Consider the following 2,187-nt stretch of genomic DNA (forward strand, 5'->3'; position numbering starts at 1 on the left):
ACCGCCGCCGCCGAGCAGACCCTGAGCACCCGCGGCCTGGCCTCCGGCCTCTACACCCTGCGCGTGGAAGCCAACGGTCAAATCCTTACCCGCAAAGTCGTCCTCGAATAAGTAGCATCAAACGCTGATTATTTTATCCCGCAAAAGGGGCTGTTCCGATGGAGCAGCCCCTTTTTTAGTTCAGGGGGATTTTGCTCCGCTACTGAAAACCTATCTTAAATGGGAATCAGCGCAACCTTTTTCTATATTACAGGTCGAAACGCCCCACTGCTTCCGGTTATCCTGCAGGATTCCGGGCCATTATTCCTTCTTCACCCCCCTTTTTTTAACCACTCCTTTCATCATGACAAAACCCTTACCAACTCAATGGCTTGGAAAATCAGGCAGTAGCGTGCTGCTGCTGGCGGGCCTGCTGCTGGCGGCCCGGCCCAGCCAGGCCCAGGTCGATACCTACGCCTTTGCTCCGAGCACGGGCACGTTCACCGCGCTGCCGGCCACGGCCACCAACGTGTCGGCCATTCAGGGCGACGACCAGATTTCGGGTGCCATTCCGCTGGGCTTCTCCTTCACGTTTGATGGCACGGCCTACACGCAGGTGAAGGCTTCATCCAACGGCTGGATTACCTTCAACACGGGCTCGACCAACAGCTCGCTGACCAACGACCTCATTACCGGGGCGGCTACCGAGCGCCCGCTGGTAGCGCCTTTCTGGGACGATTTGAACGGCATTAACGGCACGGCCAGCTACCTCACCACGGGCACCGCGCCCAACCGGGTGTTCACCTTCGAGTGGAAAAACTGGATTCGCTACTCGAACACCACCGGGCCGTCGTTCTCGATGCAGGTGCAGCTGACGGAGGGCAGCAACGTGGTGCGCTACATCTACACCCAGCTGGCGGGGGCCCCCATCAGCGGGGCTTCGGTTTCGATTGGCCTGTCGGGCGTGGGCACGGGGCCGGGCACCTTCCTTTCGCTGAGCAACTCGTCGGCATCGCCCTCCACCAGCTCGACCACCGAAACGAATTCCATTGCCACGCTGCCCGCGACGGGGCAGGTTTACACCTTCACGCCGCCCGCGCCCAGCCCCTGCGCCACGCCCCGGCTGCTGACGGGCACAACGACGACGACGACGGCCTCGCTGTCGTGGCAAGCTACCACGGGGGCGACCTACACCGTGCTCTACGGCCCCACGGGCTTCAACCCCGCCCTGCCGCCTTCGACCACCAACGTTTATACCATTGCCAACAACGTGCCCGCGCCGCCCTACGCCATCACGGGGTTGACGCCCGGCACCACCTACCAGTTTTACGTGACGGCCGTGTGCGGCGGCACCAACGGCAGCAGCGCCCGCTCGAACGCCGGCTCCTTCACCACTCAGATTCTCAACGACGAGCCCTGCGGCGCGGCCACTCTGACCGTGAGCAACACCTGCACCCCGCTGGCTACCACCAGCTTCGGGGCCACGGCCAATGCCAGCATTCCGTCGGGCTCGTGCTCCAACTTCCCCAGCACTTCGCCGTCGGATGTGTGGTATAAGTTTACCACGGCGGCCACCGGGCCCACCAGCACGGCCATCCGCATCTCGGTAACGGGCGCGGCAGCCAATACCCTGCGGGCCTACTCGGCGGCCACCTGCAGCGGCCCCTACACTTTTCTGAACTGCTCTTCTTCGTCCAGCAACTCGGACCCCGCCCCCAACCTGGACCTCACCAACCTCACGCCCAACACCACTTATTACGTGCGGGTGGGCGCTTACAGCACCTTCCAGCCCATTCTGGACAGCTTCACGATTTGCGCCGTGCCGGTGCCCAACTGCCCGGTACCCACCGGCCTGGGCGTAGGCACCATCACCAACACGACGGCGGTGGTCACCTGGTCGGCGGCGCCCAATACGGGCAGCACGTTCACGGTTATCTATGGTCCGGTGGGCTTCGTGCCGCCGAATGGCGTGGGCAGCGCCACGCTGAGCGGCATCACGGCCCAAACCGCTACCCTCACCAACCTGCAGGCCAACACCAACTACGAATTCTACGTGCAGCAGGTGTGCGGCGGCTTTAATGGCAGCAGCACGCTGGCCGGGCCGTTCCCCTTCACCACGCCGCTCACCGCTCCCACCAACGACGAGCCCTGCGGGGCCATCGGCCTGGGCAGCGGCACGCGCACCGGTACCAACCTGGGCGCTACCAC

2 protein-coding genes are annotated in these 2,187 nt (G+C 63.6%); both read left to right on the forward strand.

The window, feature by feature from the left end:
* Positions 1–111: T9SS type A sorting domain-containing protein (locus ACYVHT_RS23240; RefSeq protein ID WP_460557005.1), on the forward strand; the 111-nt coding region annotated here is incomplete at its 5' end.
* 232 nt (positions 112–343) lie between these two features.
* Positions 344–2,187: fibronectin type III domain-containing protein (locus tag ACYVHT_RS23245; RefSeq protein ID WP_460557779.1), on the forward strand; the 1,844-nt coding region annotated here is incomplete at its 3' end.

It is taken from the genome of Hymenobacter daeguensis (assembly GCF_054780555.1).